The sequence below is a fragment of the Acinetobacter sp. CFCC 10889 genome (assembly GCF_003268395.1).
In the GTDB taxonomy this organism is placed as follows: domain Bacteria; phylum Pseudomonadota; class Gammaproteobacteria; order Pseudomonadales; family Moraxellaceae; genus Acinetobacter.
Genome location: NZ_LQXQ01000007.1, coordinates 45,696 through 72,444, shown reverse-complemented (window position 1 = coordinate 72,444; position 26,749 = coordinate 45,696). Strand labels below are relative to the sequence as shown.

General features: G+C 40.0%; 20 protein-coding genes. 3 read left to right on the top strand and 17 right to left on the bottom strand.

Annotated features, from left to right (window positions below; all coding sequences use genetic code 11):
* Positions 1-248 precede the first annotated feature (248 nt).
* Positions 249-440 carry a hypothetical protein gene (locus tag AVJ19_RS04005; protein ID WP_111858505.1) on the top strand — a complete coding sequence of 64 codons (192 nt, stop codon included), beginning with the start codon at positions 249-251 and terminating at the stop codon, positions 438-440.
* Between the two features lie 313 nt (positions 441-753).
* Here the strand turns inward: AVJ19_RS04005 and modB are convergent, their stop codons facing one another.
* The 13 genes from modB to AVJ19_RS21985 all read right to left on the bottom strand — a co-directional run bounded on the left by modB (position 754) and on the right by AVJ19_RS21985 (position 16,258).
* Complete coding sequence (modB, locus tag AVJ19_RS04000) at positions 754-1,440, bottom strand: molybdate ABC transporter permease subunit (protein ID WP_111858504.1); 687 nt, start codon at positions 1,438-1,440, stop codon at positions 754-756.
* Between the two features lie 17 nt (positions 1,441-1,457).
* Positions 1,458-2,219 carry a molybdate ABC transporter substrate-binding protein gene (gene modA / locus AVJ19_RS03995; RefSeq protein ID WP_228203283.1) on the bottom strand — a complete coding sequence of 254 codons (762 nt, stop codon included), beginning with the start codon at positions 2,217-2,219 and terminating at the stop codon, positions 1,458-1,460.
* 40 nt (positions 2,220-2,259) lie between these two features.
* Positions 2,260-3,486 carry a molybdopterin molybdotransferase MoeA gene (locus AVJ19_RS03990; protein ID WP_111858503.1) on the bottom strand — a complete coding sequence of 409 codons (1,227 nt, stop codon included), beginning with the start codon at positions 3,484-3,486 and terminating at the stop codon, positions 2,260-2,262.
* Positions 3,486-4,409, bottom strand: coding sequence for a bifunctional molybdenum cofactor biosynthesis protein MoaC/MoaB (gene moaCB / locus AVJ19_RS03985; RefSeq protein ID WP_111858502.1), 924 nt, complete (start codon positions 4,407-4,409; stop codon positions 3,486-3,488). Before moaCB ends, AVJ19_RS03990 begins: the two co-directional genes overlap by 1 nt.
* A gap of 63 nt (positions 4,410-4,472) precedes the next feature.
* Positions 4,473-5,048 (bottom strand): molybdenum cofactor biosynthesis protein MoaE, encoded by a 576-nt coding sequence (locus tag AVJ19_RS03980; RefSeq protein ID WP_111858501.1) that lies wholly within the window; start codon positions 5,046-5,048, stop codon positions 4,473-4,475.
* Positions 5,049-5,052: 4 nt separating this feature from the next.
* Positions 5,053-5,325: a MoaD/ThiS family protein gene (locus AVJ19_RS03975; RefSeq protein WP_111858500.1), complete on the bottom strand. Its 273-nt coding sequence runs from the start codon at positions 5,323-5,325 to the stop codon at positions 5,053-5,055.
* Between the two features lies 1 nt (position 5,326).
* The gene (gene moaA, locus AVJ19_RS03970; RefSeq protein ID WP_111858499.1) at positions 5,327-6,385 is read right to left on the bottom strand and encodes a GTP 3',8-cyclase MoaA; all 1,059 of its coding nucleotides are present in this window, start codon (positions 6,383-6,385) and stop codon (positions 5,327-5,329) included.
* Between the two features lie 142 nt (positions 6,386-6,527).
* Positions 6,528-7,163 (bottom strand): molybdenum cofactor guanylyltransferase, encoded by a 636-nt coding sequence (mobA, locus tag AVJ19_RS03965; RefSeq protein WP_111858498.1) that lies wholly within the window; start codon positions 7,161-7,163, stop codon positions 6,528-6,530.
* Positions 7,160-9,940 carry a nitrate reductase gene (locus AVJ19_RS03960; protein ID WP_111858497.1) on the bottom strand — a complete coding sequence of 927 codons (2,781 nt, stop codon included), beginning with the start codon at positions 9,938-9,940 and terminating at the stop codon, positions 7,160-7,162. The genes mobA and AVJ19_RS03960 overlap by 4 nt, the downstream gene beginning before the upstream one ends.
* Before the next feature lie 205 nt (positions 9,941-10,145).
* Entirely contained in the window at positions 10,146-11,756 is a 1,611-nt protein-coding gene (gene nirD, locus AVJ19_RS03955) for a nitrite reductase small subunit NirD (protein ID WP_111858496.1), read from the bottom strand.
* A gap of 96 nt (positions 11,757-11,852) precedes the next feature.
* The gene (nirB, locus tag AVJ19_RS03950) at positions 11,853-14,399 is read right to left on the bottom strand and encodes a nitrite reductase large subunit NirB (protein ID WP_111858495.1); all 2,547 of its coding nucleotides are present in this window, start codon (positions 14,397-14,399) and stop codon (positions 11,853-11,855) included.
* Between the two features lie 35 nt (positions 14,400-14,434).
* Complete coding sequence (locus tag AVJ19_RS03945; protein ID WP_171334154.1) at positions 14,435-15,817, bottom strand: MFS transporter; 1,383 nt, start codon at positions 15,815-15,817, stop codon at positions 14,435-14,437.
* A 273-nt stretch (positions 15,818-16,090) separates the two neighbouring features.
* Positions 16,091-16,258 (bottom strand): hypothetical protein, encoded by a 168-nt coding sequence (locus tag AVJ19_RS21985; RefSeq protein WP_162626531.1) that lies wholly within the window; start codon positions 16,256-16,258, stop codon positions 16,091-16,093.
* On the opposite strand from AVJ19_RS21985, the gene AVJ19_RS03940 reads away from it, so the two are divergent.
* On the top strand, positions 16,257-16,850 hold the full coding sequence (locus tag AVJ19_RS03940) for an ANTAR domain-containing response regulator (RefSeq protein WP_111858494.1): 594 nt from the start codon (positions 16,257-16,259) through the stop codon (positions 16,848-16,850). The genes AVJ19_RS21985 and AVJ19_RS03940 overlap by 2 nt on opposite strands.
* The gene (locus tag AVJ19_RS03935; protein ID WP_111858493.1) at positions 16,847-17,854 is read left to right on the top strand and encodes an ABC transporter substrate-binding protein; all 1,008 of its coding nucleotides are present in this window, start codon (positions 16,847-16,849) and stop codon (positions 17,852-17,854) included. Before AVJ19_RS03940 ends, AVJ19_RS03935 begins: the two co-directional genes overlap by 4 nt.
* A 69-nt stretch (positions 17,855-17,923) precedes the next feature.
* Here AVJ19_RS03935 and AVJ19_RS03930 read toward each other — a convergent pair whose 3' ends face one another.
* The 4 genes from AVJ19_RS03930 to AVJ19_RS03915 are packed head-to-tail and all read right to left on the bottom strand — an operon-like array spanning position 17,924 to position 26,735.
* The gene (locus AVJ19_RS03930) at positions 17,924-19,321 is read right to left on the bottom strand and encodes an efflux transporter outer membrane subunit (RefSeq protein ID WP_111858492.1); all 1,398 of its coding nucleotides are present in this window, start codon (positions 19,319-19,321) and stop codon (positions 17,924-17,926) included.
* A 17-nt stretch (positions 19,322-19,338) separates the two neighbouring features.
* Positions 19,339-22,431, bottom strand: coding sequence for an efflux RND transporter permease subunit (locus AVJ19_RS03925; RefSeq protein WP_111858491.1), 3,093 nt, complete (start codon positions 22,429-22,431; stop codon positions 19,339-19,341).
* Positions 22,428-25,523, bottom strand: coding sequence for a multidrug efflux RND transporter permease subunit (locus AVJ19_RS03920; protein WP_111858490.1), 3,096 nt, complete (start codon positions 25,521-25,523; stop codon positions 22,428-22,430). The genes AVJ19_RS03925 and AVJ19_RS03920 overlap by 4 nt, the downstream gene beginning before the upstream one ends.
* A 3-nt stretch (positions 25,524-25,526) precedes the next feature.
* Entirely contained in the window at positions 25,527-26,735 is a 1,209-nt protein-coding gene (locus tag AVJ19_RS03915) for an efflux RND transporter periplasmic adaptor subunit (protein WP_111858489.1), read from the bottom strand.
* Positions 26,736-26,749 lie beyond the last annotated feature (14 nt).

The window sequence follows — 26,749 nt, the reverse complement described above, 5'->3', positions numbered from 1 at the left end:
ATCAATGTGACGTGCCTGATGTAAGTCGTACATCAAGTCGTATGCTTCTGACCAAGCATCGAATCGTTCTGAGCGCAAAAAAGGATCACTGTGAAAATAAGTGATCAACTCTTCTATCTTTGCTAAAGCCTGTTGTTTTTCCATTTTGTAATTTGTCACAAGTTACATTTAACAGGAAAATAACATGTTATATGTTGCTTGCCAATATGTAATACGATATAAATTACAAATCACATTGGAGCAAATGAATGTCCACAACTGTAAGAATTCGAGATGAAGAGGAAGAAATGCTTCAAGAAATCACATTAAATATGATGATTGAAACCAAAATGCGTATAAAAGAATCTGATGTTCTTCATGCACTTATTAGAAAACACCTTAAAGATATTAAGACATCTGATGTATTAAAATATCGTGAAGAAATACTAAAAAAAGACTAATAATCTATGTTGATCCTGATTACTAAATATAGGGCGATTTATTCGCCCTTTTTTATTGTGTAGCTTGCTTTCCCATAATGCGGACTATGTTAAATGCACTGCAATTGTCATAAACAAAAATGCCCTTTTCTGGTCGGGAAAAAGGCATTTTTAGCAGGTGCAGTGCAAGTAACATAATCACGCATCAACATTATGCGAAATTATTCATGTATTTGATTTATATAAATAAATTATGTATTAAACACCATAAATAATTTCACTATCGCTATTTTAGTTTTTTATTTTAGTAATGAATAAACTGAGATGGTTGTTATTATTCTACAGTTCTCTGATATTTCCTCATCAAGTAAAAATTGCTTATCAAAGCTCCAAATGCCAAAATCAATGACAATACAACCAAACGCATTGCCATGATTTCTCCCTCTGGTTGTTGTAAAAATGAATAAATCGCGATGGGAATAGTACGGGTTTCATCGGGAATATTACCAATGAATGTTATCGTTGCACCAAATTCTCCAAGACTACGACTAAAACCTAAAATACAGCCCATTAAAATACCCGGATATGCCAAAGGTAAATATATTTTAAAAAATATTTGCCTGAAACTTGCACCTAAAGTTTGTGCAACTTCTTCCAAGTGCCGATCTGAAAGTTGAAATGCCAAGCGAATTGGTTGCACAAGTAAAGGAAAACCAACAATCATTGAAGTCAGTACTGCCCCTTTCCAATTAAATGCTAACTCAAAGCCTATCGCAGATAAATATTGTCCAATAAACCCTTGATTACCAAATAGAATCAATAAGAGATAACCCAAGACCACAGGTGGTAGAACCATCGGGAGTTGTAAAAAAGCTTCGACAATGACTTTAAATTTAAAATCATAACGTGCCAGAACCCATGCCAATCCAATAGCGAAAGGCAAACTAAATGCGGTTGCAAACAGCGCAACTTTCGCAGACAGATATAGTGCGCTGAGTTCTTCGGGGCTAAATAGGCTCATCGATCAATTCTATTGATTTATGGATTTACAACAAAACCATATTTCACAAAAATTGCTTTTGCCTGCGGATTGCGATGCACAAATTGATTAAATTGCTGTGCATCAGCATTGTTTTCACCTTGTTTGGTCAAAGCCATTGGATAAATAATCGGATGATGACTATTTTGTGGAAATGTCCCGATAATTTTAACTTTTTGACTGATTAAAGCATCGGTTTTATAGACGATTCCTACTTCACACTCACCTCTTTCTACAAATGCCAAAGCTGAACGTACATCGTCAGTTCCAACAATACGACCCTTTAAATTGTCCAACCAATTGAGTTTAATCAGACTTTGTTTGGCATATTTTCCAACAGGCACGGATTCCATTTGCCCTGTACATAAACGCCCTTTAAAGGCTTGAGCAAAGTTAAAATTTGGTTGTGCTTTAAATAAAATATTTAAATTTTCTGGACTGATCACCACCAATTGATTGCTTAATAATGGTTTGACCTGTTGCTCATGAATCATTTGCTTTTTGATTAAATAAGTCATCCAGTCCACATCGGCAGAGAAAAATACATCACTTTTTGCACCTGCTTCAATTTGTTTAGCGAGCGCTGAAGATGCACCAAAAACAGGGATAATATCGGTTTGAGGATGTTGTTTTTCATAGATCCGGACAATATCCGTCAGTGCATTGGTTAAACTTGCAGCGGCATAGACTTTAACGGTTTCAGCATGACCGAAGCTCACAAAAGAGATCAATCCACTCGCTAAGAGCATTTTGTTAATCATTGAATTTCCTCTTTTATTGTTCATCATCAATAAATTTGTATTAAATAAAAATACCCTGCACGATTTGCCCTGCTTGCATCTGTTCATGTGCTGGAATGCGTACGAGACTATTGGCGTGCATCAAATTACTCAACATGTGAGATTGTTGTTTGCCTAAACTTTTTACTGTTAAATTTGCCTGTTCAAAATGGGCTGACATTCTCAGAAAACGCTCCCGTGTATCCGCTTTTAAATCATGACTGAGCCTTGCCTGAAACCATTGCGGGAGCTGTTTTTGACCTTGTAACGCATTTAATAATGTTGCCGTATAAATCTGCATACCCACATAGACCGCAGCAGGATTGCCCGGTAAACCCAACAAATAACAATGTGTTTGATCAACTTTGGATAGTTCGGCAAAAAACATAGGCTTGCCGGGTTTCTGTTTGATTTTCCAGAAGATCTGTTCAAAGCCTAAATCTAAAGCCACAGGACGAATAAAATCATAATCACCAACAGAAATTCCGCCTGTGGTCAAAATCAGTTGATAATTTTCAGTTAAATCATGCAGTAAGGTCTTTACAGCTTCCGCTGTATCTTGCACATGGAAAATATCGACCTGTTGGTTACGCTGTGCAAACCATGCTCGAATCAACGGCGCATTGGCATCAAAAATTTGACCTGATGCAAAGTCCTCTATCGATTCAGCCACTTCATCGCCTGTAATCACCACAGCGATTTTAGGATATTGATAAACTTGTACCTGTTGAATGCCTGCCATACTCAAAGCTGCAATTGCCCCAACTGAAAGTTGTTGACCTTGCTCGGCCAGACTTTGTCCAATGGCAATTTCTTCACCAACATCTCTCAGATCAGCATGTTGTTTTAATTGTTCTGTAATTTTAATTTGATTTGAATCAAGTAAATCTACGATTTCCTGCCGTGCAATCGTAGTTGTTCCTACAGGAATTTTTGCACCTGTAAAAATTCGCATGGCTTGACCTTGCTGCAAAAATAGATCGGTTGTTTGCCCTGCCCGAATTTCTCCAATCAGATCAAATACGGTTTCTGCTTCAATCTCATCCTTTGCACAAATTGCATAACCATCCACCGCACTTTGTGAAAATAAGGGTAAATTGATCGGAGAGTAGACATTTTCAGCCAAATAACGATTTAAAGCTTGTTGTAGTGGAATGCTTTCCACTGATAAAGCTTGGGTTTTTTCTACAATTAAATTCAAAGCTTGATCAACAGAAATTAAGCCGTGTTCTGCACCACATCCTGACATTATAAATATCCCCCTTGATGTGGAATATTCTTTTGTACATCAAATAGATGAACTAAAGCAGGTAAAACCGCAGTTAAGGATTCCAATGCACCCTGACGACTCCCTGGCAAAGTCATTACCAAACTATTTGCAATATAACCTGCCACGCCACGACTCAACGCAGCATAGGGTGTACGGCGTTGCCCAAAACTGCGAGAAGCTTCCATCAAACCGGGAATTTCACGTTTTAATAAAGGTTGAATGGTTTCTACTGTCAGATCTTTCGGTCCAAGCCCTGTACCACCCACAGTTAAAATCAAGGGATAGTGATTTTTTTGTTGTTCGATTAACGCTAAAAGTTGCTCAGGTGAATCAGCAATGACCTGATAGGCAATATTGCTAAAATTGGCTTCCTGTAAAATTTCTAAAACATTTTGTCCTGCGGTATCCGGCTTTTTACCTGCGGCAACAGTATCGGACAACACAATCACCGATGCAGATAAACTGTCTTTTAACACTTGCGTAAAATGTGACTTCCCACCTTTTTTCTTTTGTAATTGGATACCATCGAGTAATAAATCTTCAGGTTCACAATGTGGCTTCAACATATCGTAAAGGGTTAATCCTGCCAAACTGACTGCTGTCAAAGCCTCCATTTCCACACCCGTTGGACCAATGGTTTCTACGGTAGCAATAATTTCGACATGCTTTTCAAACAGTTCATAGTCGACATCAGCTCGATAAATCGGTAAGGGATGACATAAAGGAATGAGTTCATCGGTTTTTTTCGCCCCCAAAATCCCTGCAATACGTGCTGTTTTGAGTGCATCGCCTTTTTCAGTATTACCATTGCGTAACAGTTCGATGCAATGTGACGGTGCATGTAAAATCCCTGTTGCCACTGCGGTACGGTAACTATCTGCTTTCATGCCCACATTTTTCATTGCACATTCCTCTATTTCTAATTTTAAAAATCATGCTTTAAATGATAAAGAATACCTTTGGAATTACATCCATTCTTGTTCAGTAAAATCTATATCAGTGTTATCTATATGTTGATGACTATATTCAAAATCATGCTCACAATGATGATGGGAATGTGATTTCATCTGTTCTGAATCAGCATAATCTTTACGAATACAACAGCCTGCAACATATTGACTTGTGCCATCCACATAAAACTCCTCTTTCCATACAGGCACTTCATGTTTTACTCGTTCTACCGCTTCCTCACAGGCAGCAAAGGCTTCACGGCGATGTGCTGCATAGGCAATCGCAATAATGGCTTTTTCACCAATCCCTAATGCCCCAACCCGATGAATTACCCGCACATAAGACACGCTATACTTGTCTTGAATCTCTTGTTCAATTTGACGAATCATTTTTTCTGACACAGGTGCATAGGAGGTATATTTCAATGCCTGAACCGCTTTGCCCTCATGATGATTGCGTACCGTTCCAATAAATATGCCAATACCACCACATTCAGGAAAAGCCTGAATCGTATCGAAACTCTCTAGACTTAAAGGTACGTCCTGAATCCGTTTAAAATCTTTGATGGGTGTTTTAACTTGAATATTCATCAACTTAACCTCCTGCAACAGGGGACAATAAAACTAAGGTTGTATCTGTATTCAATAGGCTTTGACGTGGAATAATGTCCTCGCCTACCGCACAAGCACAGCGTTCCAACAGCGCAGAAGATTCAGGATATATCCGTACCACATCAGCGAGTACATCACGAATCATCACTTGAGATGAAAATTGCAGATTTAAATCCTGTGGTAGTTGTCGTTCTATTGCTCCAAAACACTGCACTTTAACTGTAATCGCTTTGCTACTACTGCATTGATCTGTCATCTTAACCTCCAATCATATACATACTAATTTTGCGAGATTCGCTATTTTTCGCAGATATTTTAAATGCTGATTCTTCCTGCTGAATCACATCAAAACCTTGTTTTTTATGCCAAATATATTCCAACAAAGTGTGATGTAGCCTAAATTCTGCATCACTCTGCTGTGTATTTAATCCTTGAATTTGTGCTTTTAGATCCATGCCTTTCGGTGCAAATAAGCAGTTATAAAACTCTCCTTTTGCAGTTAAACGTAAACGATCACATGTCCCACAAAAAGAATTGGAAATCGTGGAAATAATCCCTATCGGATGACCATTAATTAAATATTGCCGAGCAGGTTCTGAAGATTTTCCCTGTTGGGTTGTGACCTCAAAATCTTGTTTCAATGTATTTAAAATCTCTTGTTCAGTCACGACATGCGCTTTTGACCATTGCGCATCACCATCCAAGGGCATAAATTCGATAAAACGGACAACACAGTGATTTTGGATTGACCAATGCGCCAAAGGTAGAATTTGATCTTCATTCATGCCTTTAATCAGTACAGCATTGATTTTAATCGGTAATCCAACCTCTTGAGCCTGTTGAATGCCATCAAGTACAGCTTGTAGTTGCTTTTGGGTCAGTTTTAGAAATTGCTCTGCATCTAAACTGTCTAAACTGATATTTAAATCATCAAGTCCCGCTTGTTTTAATGCCGTAGCATATTGCGCTAAATAATGCGCATTGGTCGTCATCGAAACTTTTTTGAGTCCATTTTTTTTAAGCTGTTGTAACTCGGTAATAAAATGCACCACACCTTGGCGCATTAAAGGCTCGCCCCCTGTAATGCGAATATGTTCAATACCACGGCGTACCATAAAATCACAAAATTGATAGAGTTCTTCGAAACTGAGTAAATCCTGTTTTCTCATCCACTGTGGATGTTCAGGCATGCAATAAACACATTTAAAATTACAGCGATCTGTCACTGAAATTCTCAGTTTGCGCTTTTGGCGACCAAATTGATCCTCAAAGGGACTTGTGCCATTTTGTATATTGCGATGTGATATTGCGTTCATACACAGACTCTTTCGCACTGTTTAAGTTCAATTTTTAAAACTTAAAAACTGCGTCATTTTATTGACAATAAAATTGCAAAAAGTGTTCCAACATTACGCAAAAGAGAGTTTTTACTGAAAATAAAATACTGATGGTTAAAATCTAAAGAGATTTCAAGAGTCGATATTGTTGTAATTCATCCAAAGAATTAATGCTGTGAAAAAACAGTGCGTGATTTTTAAAAGTTGCAACTTGAGCGTGCAAATCAGCAAAACACTGTTTTAAACTGCGCTGCTGTTGTGCAAGATGCATAGCGATTACCTGTACAGCACTGCGCTTTACCAAACAAAATGGATAGAGTGCTGTTCCATTGATTTCTACATACGCCACTTCTGCCAAAGCATTACGTGCTAAAGCCTGATGCAGTTTTTCAAGCACACGTTTGGGAATAAATGTCACATCACATGGGACAAATAACACATAATCACTTTGCACATGTGACCATGCACTTTTCATTCCCATCAAAGCACCATGAAAACCTTGCTCATCATCTTGATAACAATGAATATTGGGAATCAATTTTTGATAAATAGCATCATCCCGATGACTATTGACCCACACCTGAGTGACTTTACTTTTAAGCTGTTGATGAATTTTAATCAGTTGGATTTGATCATCAAATTTTTGCAATAATTTATTTAAGCCATTCATGCGCCGTGCCTGACCACCTGCCAAAATGACCAATTCCGTTGGTGGATAATCTTTTCCCATGCTGATATTTTTCAGAATTGTTTTCATTCAGTCGCCTCCGCTTGACACGCTTTAATCAAACCACTAATTTCAGGTAAGCATGAACCACAGTTGCCACCTGCTTTTAAACAGGCAGTGACTTGTTTTTCATTGGAAATATTATTTTCTTTAATGGTCTGAATAATGCGATTTTTGCCGACTTTAAAACAACTACAGACCAAAGCACCTTCCTTATTGCCCATCGACATAGCTTGTCCTGCAAGTAAAGCCTTACGATGCATCGCACTTAAACGTTCACGTTTAAATAAGCTCGCCACCCAATCCCGATCAGGTAAAAGTGCTTTCGGTGCAATATATAAACTTGCCACCAATTGTCCATTTTGCAACACCACCGTGTGGCTAATATGTGCTGTTTGATCTTCAAGATTGAGCCATTCAAAACTCTCATCTTCAAAAGGCAATAATTCTTTTAAACGTTCTGTAGTTTGACTAAAACGGTGACGATCTGCGAGTTCATAACGTACCGCTTTTGCCGTCTGAATCTTTGTCCACCACACGACATTTTCAATGCTATTTTTGACTAAATGAGCAAAATTATCTCTGACATAAAATACGCCTTGCCACTGCGTATAAAATGGATGAATGATCACAGGCGTATGTTTAAATTCAGGTTCTCCTGAAATGGCATCTACTACAGGATTCACCACTTTACCAATCCGTGCATCGGAAGCGAATTGATCATTCCAATGAATCGGTGCAAAAACCTGTCCACGGCGAATATGATCACTTACAGTTGCACGTAATACACAGTTACCCCATGCGGATTGAATCTCCACCAACTCCCCATCTTGAATCCCAAACTTTAAGGCATCTTGAGGGTGGATTTCACAAAAAGGCTCGGCTTTATGCGTACTTAAATTGGCAGATAAACCTGTACGTGTCATCGTGTGCCATTGATCCCGAATTCTTCCTGTATTGAGAATCAGCGGATATTCAGAATCTGTTTGATGCACAGGATCAATCGCCACAGTGCCAATAAATTTTGCCCTATTATCGACATGGCTAAACTGACCATTGGAAAATAATTGTGCATAATCATCATTCGATTGATCAGGTCGAACTATGGGCCATTGAACAGGTTTAAGTTGGTTATATTCCTCAAAAGAAAGATCTTTCAATCCTTGTAAATTAAAATAACGGAAATGTTTGATCTCCGAACGCTTTGAAATTTCAGCATTTTGATAAGCAGAAAGTTGGGCATGTTCGATAAAAATCTCATGACTATTTTCAAAATCAAAACCACTAAAACCTAATTTTTTCGCTACTTGTGATACTGCCCACCAATCGGCTTTGGCTTGCATCGGTGCATCTAAAAATGCTTTTTGACGGGAAATACGGCGTTCTGAATTGGTGACTGTACCGTCTTTTTCCCCCCAACCAAGTGCAGGCAATAGCACATCTGCATATTGGGTCGTATCTGTATCTTGGCAAATATCAGACACCACCACAAATTCACATTTTTCCAAAGCACGCTTGACTTGATCTGCATCAGGTAAACTCACCACAGGATTGGTCGCCATAATCCAAATGGCTTTAATTTTACCGCTTTCAACAGCTTCAAATAGGTCGACCGCTTTTAACCCCGCTTGCTTGGCAATATAAGGACTCTGCCAAAATTCTTGTACTAATTGTTGATGCGCAGGATTTTCAAGTTCCAAGTGAGCCGCTAACATATTCGCCAAGCCACCGACTTCACGACCTCCCATCGCATTGGGCTGTCCTGTCATGGAAAAAGGTGCTGCGCCTAATTTACCAATTTTCCCTGTTAATAAATGACAATTAATAATACTATTGGTTTTATCTACCCCACGAGAAGACTGATTTACACCCATAGAAAATAAGGTCATCACCTTTTCAGTTTGGGCAAATTTCTCAAAGAATAATTGTAATTTTTCAAGGGAAATCCCTGTTTTAACAGCAACATCTTCAATATTTTTTTCAGCTAAACTACTGTCTAAAGCTGCATTTAAACTTTGTGTATGATTTGCAATAAATTCATGATCTTCATAACCATTTTCTACAAGATATTGCAATAAACCATTAAAAAGCGCCACATCTTGACCAATTAAAATCGGTAAATGTAAATCAGCAGCTTCACAAGTCGCTGTAAAACGTGGATCAATCACCACAACGAATAAATCTCGCTCTTCTTTGGCTTTCATAATTCGTTGATATAGAACAGGATGACACCACGCTGTATTTGAACCTACAAGCACCACCATATCGGTATGTTCAAAATCTCGATAACTTGCAGGAACGAGGTCTTCCCCAAATGCACGTTTATGTGCTGCTACAGCAGATGACATACATAGTCTTGAATTGGTATCGATATTGGCTGTGCCGAGATAGCCTTTGACAAATTTATTGACCACATAATAGTCTTCCGTCAGCAACTGTCCTGACACATAGAAAGCAATACTGTCACGTCCATATTGATCAATATAATGTTGAATTTTATCTGCAATTAAATCCGTTGCGGTATCCCATGAACTTACCTCACGTTGAAGTTTACGCCCTAACATTGGATGTAAGACACGAGTTTCTAAACCTAACGTGTCGGCTAGATTACTGCCTTTGATACACAGTTTTCCGTAATTCGATGGATGCTTTTGATCCCCAACCACTGATACTTTTTGTCCTAGAGCAGTTTCCTGTACTGTTGCGGTGACACCACATCCAACGCCACAATAAGGACAAGTTGTATCTGTTGTTTTGATTATATTTTCTGTGGAGCTATGCAGTTCCATTACAGGGATACTATTCATTTTCTGCGATGCTCCTAAATTGGGTATCTTTGGTTCAGTCCACTGCGATCAATGCAAAAATAATTTTTTGTACATAAGCTTTAATCCTCCCCATCCCTCCTTTAATAAAGGAGGGAGTAATTGCATCACTACAAAAAAGTAGATACACGATACTCCTCCCTTTTCTAAAGGGAGGTTGGGAGGGATTTAGCTAATAAGTAATGAATCACCCTGCTTTCTTTAAAGCAAAATCCTTACCAAAGAGCAATTTATTACGAATCGAAGAAATTGGTGTTTGATCAGAAATCAGTTCTGCATACCATGCACCGTCTTCAGTATCACCGAACAACACCGCACCGATGACTTTATCTTTTTGAATAATAATACGTTTATAAATCTGACGTTTTTCATCATTTAGAATAATGTCTTCAAAATCATCTTTAGGTTCAAAGTTGCCTGCTGAGAACACATCACAACCACTGACTTTTAACTGCGTTGGCACAGTTGGCGCTTTAAAGGTTAAACTACCATGCTCTGCCAAGTGTGATGCACAAATAAACGCCTGTCCCCAAAGTGGCTCAACCAAGCCAAAAGTTTGATTACGATGTTCAATACATTCCCCAACCGCATAAATACTTGGGTCATAGGTTTGCATGGTGTCATTGACCAATACACCACGATTACAGCGTAAACCTGCACTTTGTGCCAACGCCATATTCGGACGAATACCCACCGCAAAAACCACTAAATCGGCTTCTAATACTGTGCCATCTTTTAAACGGACTTGTTCGACGTGCCCATTTTCACCCAATAAAGCTTCAGTATTGGCTTCGGTAATAATCTGAATGCCTTTTGCTTCAATGCTATGACGCAACATTTGGCTTGCTTTAGCATCTAATTGACGCTCCATAATGCGATCCATCAAATGCAATACCGTAACATTCATACCACGTTGTTTTAGACCGTATGCAGCTTCTAGCCCTAATAATCCACCTCCAATAACCACGGCATTTTTTTTCTCTTTGCAATAATCCAGCATGGTATTGACATCATAGACATCACGGAAACTGATCACACCTTTTAAATCTGCACCTGAAATCGGTGGAACAAAAGGTTTAGAACCTGTCGCTAAAATCAGACGGTCGTAATCGACCATTAAGCCTTTTTCGGTATAAACCTGTTTCCGTGGACGGTCGATTTTGACCGCAGGATCACCTGCAATAAAGCGAATATTTTTATCGCTGTACCATGCATGAGGATGCAACATAATGTCATCAATGGTTTTATCCCCCGATAACACAGGTGATAACATGATACGGTTATAGTTACCCCATGGTTCTTCACCGATCACCGTCACTTCATAGCGATCAGGTGCCATATCGAGTAAATCTTCTAAACAACGCATCCCTGCCAAACCATTCCCCACTAAAACCAACTTCATTTTTTCTTGTGAGGATACATTGTTGGTAATATAAGTTTTTTGTGGTGTCGGACTGATCATGACACGACCATTTTCAATTTTGCTGGGGAAAACCAAGAGTTTTTGATCTTTATCTTCCAAGCAACGTCCTGTCGCCAAGCTAAAATGCTGTTTGTAAATCGGTGACGCCACCACCCGCTCGCCTTGTAGATCACCAATAATGCCTCGAGCCATGACAAAGGCTTTACTGAACGGGTCTTGATTACTTAGGGCATAGACACGTTTTTCATTTGCAACACGAAAAATGGCAATTTGCTGTTCGCCAATCAAAGCACCTACACCTGTATTCGCAGTGATATCATCCAAAGCGCAAATATCGACCCAATCTAATTCATTCATATCTTTTAAAATCGTCATTTTATTATCCTTTTATTTAAGCTCTATATCCTTTCCCCGTCTGGGGAAAATTAGAAAGAGGGCTTAAAACTAACTAAAAGTTTTTACTTTTATAAATTAAGCCTCAACCACAGGAATACGAGTTACATCACGTTCTGCGTCAGTTTTTGGACGAATTTGCCCACGCACTTCTGCAAATTGGATGTGTGGATCTTGCTGTTGTTCTGCTTTGGCATTGACGAAGGTCACAAAGCGTTTACGCACCTCAGGGTCTTCAATTGCAGTACGCCATTCATCTTGATAAGTACCGACGACATGGCTCATACGGCGTTCGAGTTCATCCGCTAAACCTAAAGAATCGTGAATAACGACATCTTTGAGGTAATCTAAACCACCTTCCATATTGTCACGCCATACCGAAGTCCGTTGTAAACGATCCGCCGTTTGGATATAGAACATAAAGAAACGGTCGATATATTTGATTAAAGTTTGCGTATCCAAATCAGAGGCTAAAAGTTCTGCATGACGTGGTTTCATCCCACCATTACCGCACACGTATAAGTTCCAACCTTTTTCAGTGGCAATCACACCCACATCTTTACTTTGCGCTTCGGCACATTCACGAGTACATCCTGAAACTGCCATTTTTAATTTATGCGGAGAACGTAGACCTTTATAACGATTTTCTAGGAAAATGGCTAAACCCACAGAATCATCCACCCCATAACGACACCACGTACTACCCACACAGGATTTCACGGTACGCAATGATTTACCGTAGGCATGACCCGATTCAAAACCTGCATCAATCAGTTTTTGCCAAATTTCAGGTAGTTGATGCACTTGCGCACCAAACATATCAACCCGTTGTCCACCTGTCAGTTTGGTATATAAACCATATTCTTTGGCAATTTGACCGATCGCAATTAAGCCATCGGGTGTGACTTCACCGCCTGCCATACGTGGCACAACAGAATACGAACCATCTTTTTGGATATTCCCTAGATAATAGTCATTACTGTCTTGCAAACCTGCATGGCTCGATTTAAGGACAAAGTCATTCCAACACGATGCAAGAATATTGGCTGCCGTTGGTTTGCAAATATCGCAACCCAAACCATGCCCATGTTGTTGAATCAAATCATCAAAAGTCTTAATTTCATTGACACGTACCAAGTGATACAACTCTTGACGTGAGTATGCAAAATGTTCACAGAGATGATTATTGACGGTTACACCTTGACGTTGTAACTCAGATTTTAGAACCTGTGTGACCAATGGCGCACAACCACCACAAGCCGTTGCTGCTTTGGTACATTTTTTTAGTGCACCTAAAGAAGTCGAACCATCCGCAATAGCACTACAAATATCCGCTTTAGACACGTTATTACATGAGCAAATCGTTGCACTATCAGGCAGTAGATCAACACCGCTACCGCCTGATTTTGCACCTGATTGTGCATAACCTGGCATGATTAAACTTTCAGGATTTTCAGGTAATGCCAACCCGTTTAACATCATTTGCAACAAGTCATTATATTCTTTGGCGCAACCCACCAAAACTGCACCAAGCAGTTTGGTTTTTTCAGCATTCACCACGATCTTTTTATAGGTCATGGATTCTTCATCAGCATAAAAATAGCTAAGTGAATTTGGTGTCATCGCATGTGCATCACCCACAGAGGCTACATCTACCCCCATCAGTTTTAACTTGGTACTCATGTCTGCACCTGCAAACTCAGTACAGCTTTGCGCCATGACATGTTTTGCAGCAATACGCGCCATGTCATAACCAGGTGCAACTAAACCGTAAATTTTATTTTGCCACAGCGCACATTCACCGATTGCATAAATATCAGCATCAGAGGTTTGACAATAATCATTAATGACAATACCGCCACGCTCACCGATGGCTAAACCACTGATCCGTGCCAATTCATCACGGGGACGAATCCCTGCTGAGAATAAAACAATGTCAGTTTCAAGTTCAGAACCATCACCAAATTTCATCACATGGGTGGCATTTACCCCCTGTTCAATAGATGATGTTGCTTTTTGCGTATGAACGTTCACCCCTAAATTTTCAATTTTAGAACGTAAAACTTTACCGCCCAAATCATCAATTTGCACCGCCATTAAACGTGGTGCAAACTCGACGACATGCGTCTCTAAATCTAAATCACGTAAGGCTTTTGCAGCTTCTAAGCCAAGTAAACCACCGCCAATCACCACACCTGATTTTGCATTTAAACTTGCAGCACGAATTGCATCCAAATCGTCAATAGTACGGTAAACAAAACAATTTTCACGATCATTGCCTTGAATAGGTGGAACAAAAGCATAAGAACCTGTGGCAAGAACAAGTTTGTCATAGCTAATTACATCACCATGATTAGTGGTCACGGTTTTATTAGCGGTATCAATCGCTGTAGCTTTGGTGCTTAGACGTAAATCAATACCATAAGCATCCGCAAAATCTGAACGGCAAAGGGTTAAATCTTTTGCTGATTTACCTGTGAAATACTCAGTTAAATGTACACGGTCATACGCCAAACGTGGCTCTTCTGCCAAAATGGTCATTTCTACGTCATCACTTGCATGTTCCAACACAGATTCAATGAATTTGTGACCCACCATGCCATGACCAATCATCACTAATTTCATCTCAATTCTCCTCAATTTTTATCATTATTTATCTATTAAGCTGCACTGTTTTGTTTCATGGTTGCGGAAGCTTGTTCCATCCGACTACGCTCCAATAGCGCTTCTTCAAACAATTTTTGTTCTTTTTCTTTATGTTCCACTGAGAAGCGAATCATCAGCACACAACTTGCAGCGATTACCACTAAACCACCGAGTACCATCAAGGTCGTTTGAATGTCTAACATCCCTTTGAGTAGGAAACCTGCTGCCACTGCACCAACATTTCCTCCTGCACCAATAATGCCTGCGACACCACCCAAAGCATCACGGTCAATGAATGGTACGAGTGCATACGTTGCACCGCATGCCATATGTGTAAAGAGTGCGAATACCGTCATTGCAAGTATCGCAAGGATTGCTGTATTCATTTGTGAGAATACAATCAGGAATAAACCTTCCATCAAGATCATTGCGAATAACACTTTGGTACGACCATCTAAACCTTTTTGAGTCGCAACTTTGTCGGAAACAATGCCACCCAAAGCTCGAGCAAACAGTGCCAATAAACCAAAAATGCCTGCTGCCATCCCTGCTTCTTTTAAGCCAAAGTGGAAATGATCTACGTAATACATTGCGACAATGTTATGAATAAAGATTTCAATGCCAAAACAAGCTGCATACGCACCAAATAAAATCCAAACACGGTAATTTTTTGCTGCATGTTTGAGAATGGCAATCCCACCTTTTTTATCGCTTCCCACTTGGATGCCTTGCGTACGCAGCTCTTTAAAATCACCTTGTGGACAGTCTTGGGTAAATTTCCAATACATCGCTCCAACAATCAGCATCAATACACCGGGTACGATCAGTGCAACTCTCCAACCCATCGCTTGCTCTACACCGAACATCACCAATGCACTAAGCATCAAAGGCATTAACGCTTGTGTAGCACCACCACCGGCATTGCCCCAACCTGCTGTGGTGGCATTGGCAGTCCCGACTACATTCGGTGCAAACATAATGCTTGTATGGTATTGCGTGATGACAAAGCTTGCGCCAATCGCACCGATCAATAAGCGAAAGAATAAAAAGGATTCATAGCTATTTGCAGAAGCCACACCAAAAACAGGGATACTGCCGATGATCAGTAATGCGGTATAGGTTTTACGTGGGCCGTATTTATCACAGAGTGGGCCAACAATCAGACGTACAAGAATCGTGATCGCAACGGCAGCAATATTAATATTGGCGATCTGATCTTTGGTTAAATGAAATTCACCTGCGATGACAGGCATCAGAGGTGCACAGGCAAACCATGCAAAGAAACAGACAAAAAATGCGAGCCAACTCATGTGGAAAGCACGCATGGCTGCACTGCTGAAATTAAAAAGACTGATTTTTGTGGCTTTTTTCGTATCTAAATTTGAAGACATCGCCATCTCCTACCTGAACTGAACGTATTGGGTTTTCCAAAAAGCAAATAAAATAAATGATGCTTTTCAGATCGATCAGAGCGGACGTCGTTGGCCGTCTTACAAATTTTAAGAGTCGTCTTTGACTCATAGGAGATATAGCAATGACTATGCCAATATTCGAAATTAATCTTAAATCATTGTTTTTATTTACCAAATAAAAAGAAAATGAATTTGAAGAAATAAAATACACATAAATTGATGAATTAAAGTCATTACAAATATTCTCGCCCACGCTTGCTAATGCAATGAATTTGCGCATTTTGCATCATTCAAGTGCATAAGCATCTGGATAAATGAACAAATTGTTTGAGAAACCTGTACTTGACTTGCCACACCACCCATTTTTGCAATGGCATAATAATTGCTATGGCTTGTATTACCCTCAGGCTTTTCCTGATTCATCATGCCAAAACTTAAAATAGCCTTGATTGATGATGATTCTGAACGTGCAGAATTCGTCAAAAAAACATTGATCGAACATCAGTTTGACGTGGTTGCCTGTCTGATCACTGACCAACTGAATATTTTTTACTTACAACAAATACAAGCAGATGTGGTTTTATTGGACATGGATCACCCGCAACGGGATGTCATCGAAAGTTGCGTCGGTCAGTTTGATTTACCGACCGTTCTTTTTACCAAAAACAGTCATCAAGACACCATTAAAAATGCCATAGATGCAGGGGTCACGGCGTATATTGTCGATGGGATTGATCCAAACAAACTCGATAGTATTTTGCAGATTTCCATTCAACAATATAAAAAGCATAAAAAGCTTGAAGATGATTTAAAAGATACCAAAACCAAACTTGCTGATCGTAAAGATATTGAAAAAGCAAAAGTTTTACTCATGAAATTACATCAGCTTAATGAAGAACAATCCTTTCAGTTGCTACGAAAAAATGCCATGAGCCATCGTATGACCATTGGTGAAATGGCACGCAGACTTATTGATGCGCAAGCACTGCTACAAGGTCAAATAAAGGATGCAAAATGAATCATTTAGAAAAAACAGATATTCAGTTGGGCTATGTCCCACTTTTGGACTGTATTGCACTGTTATGGGCACAGCATCAGGGTTATTTTGCTGAACAGGGTTTAAATGTGACTTTGGTCAAGGAAGCCTCTTGGGCAAGTTTGCGTGATCGTTTGGCTTTTGGTTTTTTAGATACAGCACATTGTTTATCGACAATGCTGCCAGCAGCCATGATGGGTTCAGATCACATTGGCATTCCCTTTCAAACGCCGTTGGTATTAAGTGTCAATCGTGCATTTATCAGTATCAGTCAAAAATTATGCTTTGATTTAAATATTTCAACACAAGATAGCCCAAAACAATCTGCTGAAAAAATTGTACAGGCAATACAACAACAGCAAACTATTCATCTTGCACATGTTTTTAAATATTCAATTCATCATTATTGTTTAAGAGAATGGTTGGCTTTGGCGGATCAACACATTGCACAGTCAGCAAAATTACTGACTTTTCCACCGCCTTATATGGTTGAAAGCATTGCCAAACATACGATTGATGGTTTTTGTGTTGGAGAGCCTTGGAATATTCAGGCTGAAATTCAGGGTTATAGTCATGTCATTGCTGAAAGTAAAGCGATTATTCCAGAAGTTGCTGATAAAGTTTTAGCGGTCACACAAGATTGGGCAATACAATATCCTGCAACGCTCAATGCACTTTGCACAGCGATCATGAGGGCACAACAGGATTTGCAACAGATGTCTACAATTGATTCTGCGATTAATATTAATGAAGTGTGGAAAATACTCGTTGACTATAACATTATTCGTTTTGATTGTTCTGAGTCAGTTCATGTGCCTGAATTTCATAAAATTCAACATATTATTCAGCATTTTGTGTCGCAAGATGCCACACCCAAAGCCTCAGATTTTGAATGGATGATTGGACAAATGCAGAAATGGGAGCATGTAAATCTTGATCATCAAAACATTGCTGAGATTGCACAACGATGTATTGTCATTCATTAAAAAAATCACATTATACAAAGACTTTAAACAACTCTTGGCTTTTGGATAAAGGTTAAAATCATCATGATTTTATTGTAAACCTCCTCCCAATGCTGCAACCAACTGCGCCGTATTATTTAACTGTGATTGCTGTAATTGTAAAATTGTTTGCTCAGCCTGTAATCTGAGATTTTGCGCTGAGATCACTTCCAAATAGCTCACTAAACCTGCGTTATAACGTCGCATTGCCACTTGCTCATTTTCAATTGCCAAAGCCAATAATTTGTTTTGTTCAACTTGTTGCTGTTTAAAACTTGATGCCTGTAATAAAGCATCTTCGACTTCTTTCCAACCCGTTAATATCGACTGTCTATAAGCTGCTAATTTTTCAGCATAATGCGCTTGTGCCTGTGCGATTTCCGCATCACGTTTACCACCATCAAAAAGCATCGCTGTCGCTTGTAAACCCGCAGACCACAAGTATTGTGGTGATGAAAAAAGATGAGCAAAAATCTGATTATTTAAATTCCCATTTAAACCTATTGTTATATCAGGCAACCATGCGGTTTGCGCTAAACCCAATTCAGCATGTATGGATGCTAATTCTCGTTCTGCACGAATCACATCTGGACGTTGGATTAATAATCGACTTGGCAACTGTGTTGGAAGCTGTGGAACAGTCAAAGTCTGCTTTTGTTTCCTTAATTGGAATTGAGCAACGCTTTTGCCTTGTAACACAGCCAAAATATTTTCTTGTAAATTTCGATTTCGGGTAATTTCAATCTTTTGGATGTGTACCTGTTTTAATTGAGTTTCTGCTTGAATCACATCAGCTCGTGCGATCATGCCTGCATGATATTGATTCTTTAAAATCTGAACCGAACGTAGATAACTTTTTTCAGTTTGCCCTAGTACATCTGATTGTGCATCTAGTACACGAATCGTCCAATACGCTTCTGTCGCTAAAAGCTGTTGATTAAGTTTAATCGCATCCAAATCCGCTTGATTTGCTTCAAGATTGGCTTGTTGCCCTTCGATGGCTTTCGCCACTCGTCCCCACAAATCTGGCACCCAACTGGCTTGAATACCTAAGCCAAATTGACTACTTGTTGAGGTGTTTTTTGCGCCATTACGGTTTGCAGAACTCGTTGCGGTAATATTGGGGATACGATTGGCACGTTGTATGTCAAGTAAAGCCTGTGCTTGTTGATAACGTGCTTCAGCTTGCTTTAATGTGAAATTTTCTAGATTTAATTGTTGCATCAATTGGCTTAAGACAGGGTCTTGATAAATTTCCCACCATTGCCCAGCAGAAATTTGAATGGTTGAGGTTGGTGTCCAATTTAAATCTGCATATTTATATTGATCATCTGCTTGTACAATTGGAATCTGATATTCAGGCGGATGTACGACAACATGAGAACTACATGCGGTTAAAATGAGTATGCAACTGAGGCTGATCACATTTTTATAAACTAAACTTTGCATCATATTTCCTATTTCCCTCAACCAATTACATGCACTTTTTTCGATTTTTTAAAAAATTCAGCACTTTTTTCTAAAACTAGATACAACACAGGTGTGGTATATAAGGTGAGTAATTGCCCAAGCGCCAAACCACCTACGATCACGACACCTAAAGGCTGACGTAATTCAGCACCTTCGCCCCAACTGAGTGCCAATGGAATAGCACCTAATAACGCTGCGGTATTGGTCATTAAAATGGGTCTAAACCGTAGTTCCGCAGCTGATAATATGGCTTGATTAGCTGATTTTCCTGCCCGCCTTTCCTTCAAAGTAAAATCAATAAGCAGAATGGCATTTTTCACCACTACACCAATCAGTAAAAACATGCCCAACAAAGCGATTAAGCTAAAATGAAAACCAAATGTCCATAGCGTTAATAATGCCCCTAAGGCAACTGCGGGGATGGTGGATAAAATCGTAAAAGGATGTACCAAGCTTTCATAAGTCACGCCTAGAACAATATAAATCAACAAGATCACCGCTAAAATCAGTACAGGTGTAGTTAATCCGCTTTGTAGACTTTGGGCTTCTGCCTCTTTATCACTGGTCATAAATATTTCGTTTGGTAATATGACTTCAGGTAAAACTGAACGAATCGCAGCATCGGCTTGTTCATTGCTATATTCAGGTTTAACCACATAACCAATGCCCATCGCTGCATATTGATTACGGCGGTAAACTCGATCATTGCTGATACCATAAGACCATGTGGCAAAATTACTCAGTGGAACTGATTCACCGTGCTGATTGGGTACGCGGATATGCGCTAATGATTCAGGTTGTTCAGTAAAGCGTTTATCGACTTCCATCACCACATGAAACTGTTGTGTTTGATCATAAATCGTTGAAATTTGACGCTGTGAAAATGAGTTATTTAATACACCGGCGATACTTTCTATATTTACCCCTAAGCGTTGAGCAGCCTCACGGTCAATATCAAGCGTTACGTGTTGTGCACCTTCATCGCCCATGGATTCAACCTCTTCAAGTTGAGGTAGTTTTTGCATTGCCAAAGCAACTTTAGGTACCCATTCACGTAACAAAGCCACATTGTCAGATTGCAAAAGCAACATATAATCCTGACCACTACCACCAAATGGATCATCAAGTTCAAGTTCCTGTTTTACACGTGCCGAAAAAATTGCGCCTGCCTGCCACGGCGCATTTTGTTTCAAACGCTCGACAACATCATGCGCACTTTGACCATCGCGTTCTGCTTTAGGTTTTAAACTCACCATCAAAGATGAATTGGTTGTACCACCTGAACCTCCTGATGTACCTACGACATTTTGCACAGCAGGATCTTTTAATAAGTACGCACTAAAAGCCGCAATTTTGGGCTGCATAATTTGAAATGAGAATCCATCATCGCCCCGAATAAATGCATCAACTTGCCCTGTATCTTGCTCAGGTAATACACGTTTAGGCAAAGTCTGATACACATAAACAGAACCTGCGATTGCACTGATCCACAATAAAATCGCCAGATAACTGTGTCTGAGCATCCATTTTAATGAGGTGATATAAGCCTGATTAAGCTTCTGCATCCAACGATGACTATATTGATATAAAGTTTGAGCTTGATCGTTTGGCAATGGTTTCAAACAACGTGCCGATAAACTTGGTGTAAATATTAAAGAAATGACAACAGATAAAATAACGATGAACACTAAAGTTAAAGAAAATTCTCTAAATAAACGCTCAATCACACCGCCCATAAACAAAATAGAAATAAAGATCACCACCAAAGCTAAATTCATAGCAATCAAGGTTGTACCGACTTCCTGAATCCCCTTTACAGCAGCTTGAATGGGTTGCTCACCTTGTTCAATATGACGCTCAATATTTTCAAGCACCACGATTGCATCATCAACGACAAGCCCAATGGCAACAATGACCGCCATAATCGACAAATTATTCAGTGAGAACCCTGCCAAATACACCAAACTGCTTGCACCAATCAACACCACAATCAAAGCAACAGCAGACACCAATGCACTTCGTACTCGCCCAAGCATCAAAGCCACCACAATCACCACTAAAATGATCGAAAATAATAAGGTCTCTCGTGCTTCGTCCAAACCTGCCCGAATAATTTTCGAACCATCCATTACTGTGGTGAGTTTTGCATCCTCAGGCATCATCATTTGTAATTCAGGCAATCTTTGTTTAATTTTCTCAATGGTTGCAACTGTATTGGCATTGGGTTGTCGGCTAATTTTAATAATGACCGCAGCTTGACCATTATGAAAACCACTGACATAACGGTTTTCTACTGAATCTTGAACCTCTGCAACGTCTTTTAACCGTACAATCGTTTGAGCACTTTTATGAATAGGAAGATTGGCAAATTCTTCAGCTGTTTTTAATTGGTTTGAAAGTGCCACTTGCCAACGTAATTGCTCAGTTTCAATCACACCGAGTGCTTGTGTACGATTGCTTTTAACAATCGCTTCACGCACCTGTTCTAAACTTACCCCTTGTGAAATCAGAGCATTGGGATTTAAGGTAATCCGCACAGCGGGCATAGAAGCACCGTCAATCGAGACTTCCCCCACCCCACTCACTTGTGCCAAATTAGGTTGTAGCAGATCACTGGCAACTTCGTATAATTTACCTGCCGATAAATGCTGTGAGCTCAATGCCAAATAGAAAATAGGACTTTGACTTGGATTAACTTTGAAATATTCAGGTGGGCTTGGCATACCTGAGGGTAACTGAGACATTGCAGCATTAATGGCGGCTTGTACTTCTCTTGCGGCTTCATTAATATCTGTTGCCAAATCAAAATGTAGCACCACTTGCGCTGAACTTTGACTGCTTGACGAGTTAATGGCTTTCACCCCAGACACGCCCATCATGGCACGTTCCAGTGGTGTTGCTACTGTAGCAGACATACTCTCAGGGCTTGCACCGGGTAAACTTGCCCGCACCACAATGGTTGGAATATCTGCTTGGGGCAAGGCTGCAACAGGTAAGCGCAAATATGCCAAAACACCTAATAGTACAATTGCAATGGCAATTAGCACACTTGCAACAGGTCGATGAATAAAAGCTGAGAGTAATTTCAAGACTCTCTCCCAACATCATCACTTACAAATGAGCTTGTATCTGATTGGCTAAATGACTGCTGTAAGCGATCGAAAAACAAATACACCACTGGTGTAGTAAAGAGTGTCAGAACCTGACTAAGCAACAATCCCCCCACCATGACAATGCCAAGCGGTTGCCTCAGCTCTGCTCCTGCACCTGATGCCAACATCAATGGAATTGCCCCAACCAACGCTGCGAGTGTCGTCATTAAAATAGGACGGAAACGCATGAGTGCTGCTTGATGAATTGCCTGTTGAGGTGATAAACCCTCATTGCGCTGAGCAGCTAAGGCAAAGTCCACCATCATGATGCCATTTTTTTTCACCAAACCAATCAACAAGATAATGCCAATTAAAGCGATCATGTCTAAAGGTCGATTGACCATAAACAAGGCGAGTAAAGCTCCAATTGCTGCTGAGGGTAAAGTCGAAAGAATGGTAATAGGATGAATAAAGCTTTCGTACAAAATTCCCAATACGATATACATAGTGACAATCGCAGCAATCACTAACCAGAATGTATGTTGTTTTGAATTTTCATAGGCTGCCGCAGCACCTTGCAATTTCACTTTGACATCGATCGGCAAATTCAGTTGCTGTTCAACTTGATGAATCACCTGAATTGCATCACCCAATGCCACGCCCTGTGCTAAATTAAATGACACCCCATTGGCTGGAAATTGTGATTGTTGTTGTAGCAGAATCGGTACACGCTTTTGAACAATTGTTGCCACTGAACTGAGTAGAATCGGTTCACCATTTTTATTGTGGATATAAGTTTGTGCGAGAGCATCAAAACCTTGTGTCGCCTCTGGAGCGAGTTCCAACACGATGCGGTATTGGTTCGACTGCGTGTATAAAGTGGCAATTTGTCTTTGTGCAAACAAGTTTTGCAGCGCTAAACTAATGTCTTCAATATTTAAATCTAAACGTGCTACTGCATCACGATTGACATCAATAAAAGCTTGTAAGCCCAATCCGCCACCATCACTGGTCACATCAGCAAATTCAGCTTGTTTACGCAAAGCATCGACTAAAATAGGTGTCCATTGCTCTAAATCTGCACTGCGAGTTGCAGTAAGACTCAACTGATATTGTGTTCGGCTAATTTTATCTTCAATACTCAGCTCTTGCACAGGCTGCATCCAGCCTTGAATACCTTTGATCTGATTAAATTCTCCTCGCAAACGAGTCATCACTTGTGATGCGGGATCACGTTCAGCATAAGGTTTCAGATTAATCAGGATTCGACCATTACTGAGCTTCGGATTATTAGCATCAATGCCAATAAAGGAGGACAAACTTTCAACCGCAGGATCTTTTAAAATTTGTTGTGCCAAAGCCTGTTGACGTTCACTCATGGCTTGGAACGAAATATCATCAGGTGCTTCTGTCACGACCTGAATCACGCCACTGTCTTGTACAGGGAAAAAGCCTTTTGGAATCATCCAATACATGACTCCTGCCAAGATGACTGTACTCAGCATCACTGCTAAAGTGAAAATTTGGTGTTTAAATACCCATTCTAAACCTTTGCCATATTGCTGAATCACCCAATCCAAACTCCATCGGCTACGTGAAGCCGTGTGTTTCGTATTTTTAAGTAAATAAGCGCACATCATCGGAGTAAGCGTGAGAGAAACGACGAGGGATAATGCTATAGCCGCTGCTAAAGTCACGGCAAATTCATGGAATAAACGCCCCACGACATCGCCCATAAACAATAAAGGAATGAGAACGGCGATTAACGATATGGTCAGTGAAATCAGGGTAAAACCAATTTCTCGTGAACCTTTGAGTGCCGCTTGTAACAAGCTTTCGCCTGACTCTCGATGTCGGGCAATATTTTCCAACATCACAATCGCATCATCAACGACAAAACCTGTGGCAATGGTCAGCGCCATGAGGGTTAAGTTATTGACTGAAAAACCTAGAAAGTGCATCAAAACAAATGTACCGATAATCGACAGCGGTACAGCAATACTTGGAATAATGGTGGCAGAGAGATTTCTTAAGAATAAAAATGTCACCATCACCACTAGGCATACTGCAAAAACCAATTCTTTTTGCACATCATGAATCGAACTACGAATACTTTCAGTTCGATCAGTCAAAATACGAATTTTGACATTGTCAGGGAGATTCTGTTGTAGCTCAGGTAAAACCTGTTTAATTTGATCAGCAACCTGAATCACATTAGCATTCGGTTGACGTTGCACATTCACTAAAATTGCAGATTGGCTGTCTGCCCATGCTGCCATATAACGGTCTTCACTACCTTCGATAATGGTCGCAACATCTTTAAGGCGAATGGGTGCTCCATTATTCCAACGAAGAATTAAAGCTTCATAATCCGCAATTGAACGAATCTGATCATTAGCATCCAACATTGTGCTACGAAATGGTCCATCAAAACTACCTTTTGGCTGATTTGCATTGGCAGAATGAATGGCAGATCGAACATCTTCAGCACTCATTTTATAACTTGCTAATGCAGTTGGATTCATTTGCACTCGGATTGCTGGTCGCTGTCCACCAGCAAGACTGACCATTCCTACACCTGTCAATTGCGACAGCTTTTGCGCAACTCGAGTATCCACCATGTCGTACACGGTCGTTAAAGATAAAGTTTCTGAGCTAATCGCAAGGGTGATCACAGGAACATCAGCAGGATTGACTTTGCGATAAATCGGTGGCGTAGGTAAATCACTCGGTAATTTACTGCTCGCAGTACTTAATGCAGACTGGACTTCTTGCTCAACGACACCCAATTCAGCACGGAGATCAAACTGCAATGTAATCACAGATGCCCCAACTGAACTATTGGAGGACATCTGTTTTAAGCCTGCAATTTTCCCCATTTCACGTTCAAGTGGTGCAGTAATGGTTCGTTGCACAGTATCTGGATTTGCACCCGGCTGAAAGGTATACACCTGAATAATTGGATAGTCCACTTGCGGTAACGCAGATACAGGAAGCATTCGCCAAACAAGCAGACCACTCACTAGCAATGCCAACATCAGAAGTGTTGTCGCCACTGGACGTAAAATAAAGAACCTTGAAATATTCATGATTTATCCAGTAGCAGATTCCGTTACAGGACGATGTTTTTGCTCATCAGAAATAATTTGAACTTCTTTACCATCTGAAAGTCGGTCAATTCCCTCAAGTACCACTTTTTCAGTACCGTCTAAACCTGCTAAAACTTCGATCTGACCATTGCTACTTAAACCTAATTTTAGGCTTCTAACCTCGGCTTTATGGTCTTTGTTGATGATATAAACATACGTGCCTTTTGCACCATGCTGAACGGCATCACTCGGAATACTGACAGCATTCTGAATGGTCTGTGCATTTAAACGAACATTGACAAATTGATTTGGAAATAAGCGATCATCACGATTATCAAATGTCGCCTTTAGCTTTAAAGTCCCTGTACTAACATCTATTTGATTGTCCAAAGCTTGCACATGACCCACTGCGAGCTGCTGCTGTTCAGCTTTGTCCCATGCACTGACTTTGACCTGTTGACCTGATTTTAAGGTTTCACGTAATCCTGCGAGATGATTCTCAGCGATGGCAAACTGCACATAGATCGGGTGAACTTGCGTGATGGTCACCAAAGCAGTGCTTTCATTGGCTTGAATCAAGTTTCCTACATCTTTTTGCTTAAAACCAACACGTCCCTCAATCGGTGAATAAATTTTGCTATACGACAATTGTAGTTTTGCTGCATCAACCTGTGCACGATTGGATTGGATTTGCCCTTTAAGCTGATTTACCAAAGCTTGCTGTTGTTCAACTTGTTGCTTTGCAATAGAATCTTGCTTAAATAATAATTGATAACGACTAAGCTCATTTTCTGCACTTTGCAGTTGTGCAAGATTTTGCTGTCTTGTACCCTCAGCCTGTGCCAAAGCCACTGTAAATGGTGCAGGATCAATTTGAGCAAGCAATTGCCCTTTTTTCACCCATTGCCCCTCTTTAAAATGAACCTGTTGCAATACCCCTGAAACTTGACTTTGCACATTCACAGTATGGACAGGGACAACGGTACCAATGGCTTTAATTTCAACATCTAAGTTATTGCGCTGTACAGGGACGATACGTACAGGAACAGGCTTACTCCATTGGCTATATTCTTCTTTGGGTTTATTGGAGATCTTTTTCCAATACATCCCCCCAATAATCAACACAATCAATAAAGAAAAGCCAATCCCATATTTCAATTTTCGACCAAAAGAAAGATGCTTCTTTGTTACATCTACCGTTGAATCACTCATAAAAACTCACTCAT